The organism is Cupriavidus sp. SK-4, assembly GCF_000611125.1.
Lineage (GTDB): Bacteria > Pseudomonadota > Gammaproteobacteria > Burkholderiales > Burkholderiaceae > Cupriavidus > Cupriavidus necator.
This window is the reverse complement of sequence record NZ_JFJW01000128.1, coordinates 20,753-25,852: the sequence shown is the minus strand read 5'-3', so window position 1 is coordinate 25,852 and position 5,100 is coordinate 20,753. Positions and strand designations below refer to the sequence as shown.

Genomic DNA, 5,100 nt, shown 5'->3' with positions numbered 1-5,100 from the left:
GGCTACGCCGGCGAAACAGCCACGCTTGCCAAGGGCGACAACCGACCGCATGGCAACAAGCCAAAGCAGGGCTTCCCAAATCTAGCGAAGACCCCCCAATAAGAAAAAAGCCCCGCGCACTGCGGGGCCTGCGCGATCAACCCTTCACCGCTTCCGGCAACAACGCCTGCGGCAAGTTCTGATAACAAACCGGCCGCAAGAACCGGTCAATCGCCGTCGCCCCCACCGAAGTCGAACGCGCATCCGAGGTCGCCGGGAACGGCCCGCCATGCACCATCGCATAGGCAACCTCAACCCCAGTCGGATAGCCATTGCACAGCACCCGCCCGGCCTTGCGTTCCAGCACCGGCAGCAGGCGCCGCGCGGCCGCGTGGTCGGCCTCATCGAGCTGCATCGTCGCCGTCAGCTGGCCTTCAAGCTGCCGCGCCACCGTCAGCATCTCTTCGAGATCGCGGCACACCACCAGTACCGTCGACGGCCCGAACACCTCGGCCTGCATCCGGTGATCCGCCAAGAACTGCGCCGCGGTGGTCTCGAACATCACCGGCCGCGCCTGGTTGGCCCCGTTGCCGTCGACGCCGTCGCCAATGCGTTGCAGACCGTCGAGCGACGACAGTTGCGCCACGCCTTGCTCAAAGGCGGCATGGATGCCGGGCGTCAGCATGGTCGCAGCCGGCTTGCCTTGCAGCGCGCCGAGCGTCGCTGCGCGGAACTTGTCGAGCGCGGGGCCTTCAATGCCGATCACCAACCCGGGGTTGGTACAGAACTGGCCGACGCCCATCACCAGCGAATCCACCAGCTGGCGTCCGATTTCCTCGCCGCGCGCATCGAGCGCCGCGGGCAGCAGGAACACCGGATTGATGCTGCTCATCTCCGCATACACCGGGATCGGCTGCGGGCGGCGCTGGGCAGCCTGCATCAGCGCCAGGCCGCCGGCGCGCGAGCCGGTGAAGCCCACCGCCTGGATTGCCGGATGCGAGACCAGTGCCGTGCCGATGGCATTGCCCGCCCCGACCAGCAGCGAGAACACGCCTTCGGGCAGGCCCGCGTCCTGCACGGCCTTCTGGATCACGCGTCCCACCAGTTCCGACGTGCCCAGGTGCGCCGGGTGCGCCTTGACCACGACCGGGCAGCCCGCGGCCAGCGCCGAGGCGGTGTCGCCGCCGGCCACGGAGAAGGCCAGCGGGAAGTTGCTGGCGCCGAACACTGCCACCGGGCCGATGGCGATGCGCTGCATGCGCAGGTCCGGGCGCGGCGGGTTGCGCTCGGGCAGCGCGGCGTCGAAGGTGGCCTGCTGCCAGCGGCCTTCGCGCAGCACGGTGGCGAACAGGCGCAACTGGCCGGCGGTGCGGGCGCGCTCGCCCTGCAGGCGCGCGATCGGCAGCGCGCTTTCCAGGTGGGCGCGTTCGATCAGCGTGTCGCCCAGCGCTTCGATGCCGGTGGCGATGGCTTCGAGCAAGGCCGCGCGCTGCTCCGGCGTGGTGTTGCGGTAGGTGTCGAAAGCGGCTTCGGCCAGCGCACAGGCGCGCTCGACCTCGGCCTGGCCGCCGCCATGGAAGTCAGGGCCCAGGGCTTCGCCGGTGGCGGGATTGATGGCCTGCAGCAGGGCTTCGGTGCCGCGCACGGCTTGCGCGCCGATCAGCATGTCGCCGGTGATGTGCATGGAAGGATTCCTTGTCAGCGTTTGGAGCGGGAAGGCCGGCCGGGGGGCAAGTGCCCCGCGGCCGGCCTGTCGATATGCAATGCGAGGGCGGCTTGCTTGCCGCTTACTGTGGGCCGAGCTTGTTGATCAGCGCGCCCAGCATCTCCATCTCCTCGCCGGTCAGGTCGGTCAGCGGCGCGCGCACCGGGCCGCCGTCGCGGCCGACCAGGCGGGCGCCGGCCTTGACGATGCTCACGGCATAGCCGGCCTTGCGGTTGCGGATGGCCAGGTAGGGCAGGAAGAAGTTGTCGAGCAGGCGGCCCACGGTGTCGTGGTCGTCCGCGGCGATGGCGCGATAGAAGTCCATCGCCGTCTTGGGGATGAAGTTGAACACGGCCGACGAATACACCGGCACGCCCAGCGCCTTGTAGGCCGCGGCATAGACCTCGGCCGTGGGCAGGCCGCCGAGGTAAGAGAAGCGGTCGCCCAGCTTGCGGCGGATGCTGACCATGGCCTCGATGTCGCCCACGCCGTCCTTGAAGCCGACCAGGTTGGGGCAGCGTTCGGCCAGGCGTGCCAGCTGCGTCGCATCCAGCTTCGAGTTGGCGCGGTTGTAGACGATCACGCCGATATCCACCGACTTGCAGACCTGCTCCACGTGCGCGGCAATGCCGTCCTGGCTGGCTTCGGTCAGGTAGTGCGGCAGCAGCAGCACGCCGGCCGCGCCCAGGCGCTGGGCTTCCTGTGCGTAGGCGATGGCGGTGCGGGTCGGGCCGCCGGCGCCGGCCAGGATCGGCACCTTGCCGGCGCAGGTGCGCACGGCGGTGTCGACCACGGCCGAGTAGTCCGGCGGCGTCAGCGAGAAGAACTCGCCGGTGCCGCCCGCAACGAACAGCGCGGTGGCGCCGTAAGGGGCCAGCCACTCCAGCCGCGCCGCGTAGGACTGCGGCGCGAAGTCGCCCTGGGCGTCGAAGTCGGTGATGGGGAAGGACAGCAGGCCTTCGGAGACGATTTGCTTGAGTTCGTTGGGTGCGAGCATTGCGGCAATCCTGAGCGGGCCAGTGGCCCCGGGTGGCAGTGGCGGCTGACTGCGGCGGCGCAGGTCATCCGAGTTATCAGTCATCGTACGACAAGGTTTTGGCGATGGCAATAGGCCGGGTCCTCATTCGGGGTTAACCGGGATGCGGCCGCGTTTCATTCCGCTGCAAAGCCATACGGGCGCTCAAATAACGACAAAGCGTGCAGTGAAGGGCACGCCATAGCGGCGATCGCGGCGACCGTACTGTGGTGATGTCCGCTGGGGTCGGGGCGTAATGTTGTAGGACAACGTAAGTCGGAGTGGCTCCCAGCCCGCATGCCTGCCACTCAGGAAAATTGAAACACCCATGCAAAGCTGCCAGTGCACGGGTCCCCGGCGACTGGCACACTGGCATCCTGGACTGACGGGGAGAACATGGTGGGAGAGTTACAGGCCTTGCTGGAAAACCACGGGCTGATGCTGGTGTTCCTGAACGTGCTGGTCGAGCAGGCAGGGCTGCCGGTGCCGGCGTACCCGATGCTGTTCGTCGCCGGCGCGCTGGGGGTGCAGGAGACCGGGCCGTCGATCGGCGCGGTGCTGGCTGCGGTGATCTTTGCCTGCCTGATTGCCGATACCGGCTGGTACTTCGCCGGACGCCGGCTGGGGCAGCCGATGCTGCGCACGATCTGCCGGGTGTCGATTTCGCAGGACTCGTGCATCCGCCAGACCCAGTCGCTCTATCTGCGCGTGGGGCCGCGCTCGCTGGTGATTGCCAAGCTGCTGCCCGGTGCCGGGGCCTTGTCCACCGCGATGGCGGGCATGACGGGCACGCCGTTGCCGGTGTTCCTGTTCTATGACGCCATCGGCGCGCTGGTCTGGGCCGGCAGCGCCTTGCTGATCGGCGTGGTGTTCAGTGATTTTATCGATGCCATCCTGGAGGCGTTCAGCGCCTACGGGCATATGGCCGTGGTGGGGCTGTTGGTGGCGTTCGCGCTGTTCCTGGCGTGGCGCTGGTGGCGCCGCCTCCGGTTGCTGCGCCGCACGCGGCGCGTGCCGCGCATGACGGTGGACGAACTGGAAGCGCGCCGGCTGGCCGGCATCCTGCCGGTGGTGATCGACGTGCGCGCCCACGGCGACACGCCGATGGAGCGCATCCCCGGCTCGGTGGTGCTCGACATGCAGGGCGCGCTGGACAGCCTGGACGCGCTGGGCGTGCCGCACGCCGAGGCCGACATCGTGGTCTATTGCGCCTGCCCCAATGAACTGTCCGCCGCGCTGCTGGCCGAGCGCCTGCGCGTGGCCGGCTACCCGAAGACCTGGGCGCTGGCCGGCGGCTTCGACGAATGGAAGCGGCGCCACGGCGGCACCGCCCCGACCGAGGCGGCCAACCAGCCAGGGCCGGCCGAAGCCGCCTGAACCTGCCAGGCTGCCGGCGCTGCGCTCAGCGCTTGCCCGCCGTCTGGAAGACGGACAGGTCCGGGTAGACCGCGCGGATCTTCTCCCACTCGGCGGCGTTGAAGAACTGGCACTTGCCGGCGCCGAAGCGCTTGGACACCTCCACGCAGAAGCGCACGGCTTCAGCGATGTCGATCTCATGGTTGGCCGAGGTCGCGCTGCCCGACACCACCGACTGCGCCGTCACCGCCACGCCGACCACCGGCGCCCCGGTGGCCACGTGCGGCTGCATGATGCTGTTGAAGTGGTACAGGCCGTTGTGGTACGGCGTGATGTCCTGCTGCGAGATCGGGAAGGTCACCGCCGGGCAGCCGGTGGTGGACTCCATGGTCGCCACCAGGTCTGGCGCCACGCGCAGGATGTAACCCTGCATCGCCGTCGGCGAAATCGCAAAGCCGCGGTGCTTGATGATGCTGTTGCCCTTGGAGGCATCGATCGACAGGATCGCGTCCATCTCCGGCAGCACCTGGTAGTCGTTCATGGTGTCGGACGAGACCGGCATGCCCATGAACGGCACCGGGTCGTGCGGCTGCATCGAGACATTGGTCGACAGGTGCGTGGTCACGATCACGTCGCCCACCAGGTGATCGCCGCGCGCCTTCATCTGCGCCAGCTTGAGCGCCACCGCCAGGCAGCCGATCGGGCCGTCGGCGTCAGACACCAGCCCCACCAGTTCCGGGCGCGCGCCGATCGCGCCGTTGCGGCCGATCACGCCCAGCGTCGGCGCACTGCCGCCGCTGCGCTTGCCCGTGGTGCCGGGGATCACGATGGTGATGAAGTCGGTGGTGTTGGCCGTGTTCTCGGGCGGGGCGTTGTGGATCGTGGTCACTTCCACGCTCACGCCGGCGCCGGCATAGGGCGCGAACAGTTCGCTGACGACCGCACCGTTGGCGTGCGGGCTGTCCAGGGCTTCATGAATGACCAGCGTCTGCTGCAGGGCCATGGCTTTCTCCAAATGATGTGCCCTGCCCGCGCGGCGCGGGCA

Annotated in this window: 4 protein-coding genes; 1 reads left to right on the top strand and 3 read right to left on the bottom strand. The window is 68.6% G+C overall.

Translation table 11 applies throughout. From position 1 onward, the window contains the following. Window positions 1-136 precede the first annotated feature (136 nt). Both CF68_RS26525 and kdgD read right to left on the bottom strand, forming a co-directional pair. The gene (locus tag CF68_RS26525; protein ID WP_035824707.1) at window positions 137-1,663 is read right to left on the bottom strand and encodes an aldehyde dehydrogenase (NADP(+)); all 1,527 of its coding nucleotides are present in this window, start codon (window positions 1,661-1,663) and stop codon (window positions 137-139) included. 103 nt (window positions 1,664-1,766) lie between these two features. Next, window positions 1,767-2,681 carry a 5-dehydro-4-deoxyglucarate dehydratase gene (kdgD, locus tag CF68_RS26520; protein WP_035824706.1) on the bottom strand — a complete coding sequence of 305 codons (915 nt, stop codon included), beginning with the start codon at window positions 2,679-2,681 and terminating at the stop codon, window positions 1,767-1,769. Between the two features lie 414 nt (window positions 2,682-3,095). Here kdgD and CF68_RS26515 point away from each other — a divergent pair, with 414 nt between their 5' ends. Continuing rightward, window positions 3,096-4,076, top strand: coding sequence for a DedA family protein/thiosulfate sulfurtransferase GlpE (locus tag CF68_RS26515; RefSeq protein WP_200872596.1), 981 nt, complete (start codon window positions 3,096-3,098; stop codon window positions 4,074-4,076). Window positions 4,077-4,101: 25 nt separating this feature from the next. Here CF68_RS26515 and CF68_RS26510 read toward each other — a convergent pair whose 3' ends face one another. Continuing rightward, on the bottom strand, window positions 4,102-5,058 hold the full coding sequence (locus CF68_RS26510; RefSeq protein WP_035824705.1) for a DUF1177 domain-containing protein: 957 nt from the start codon (window positions 5,056-5,058) through the stop codon (window positions 4,102-4,104). Window positions 5,059-5,100 lie beyond the last annotated feature (42 nt).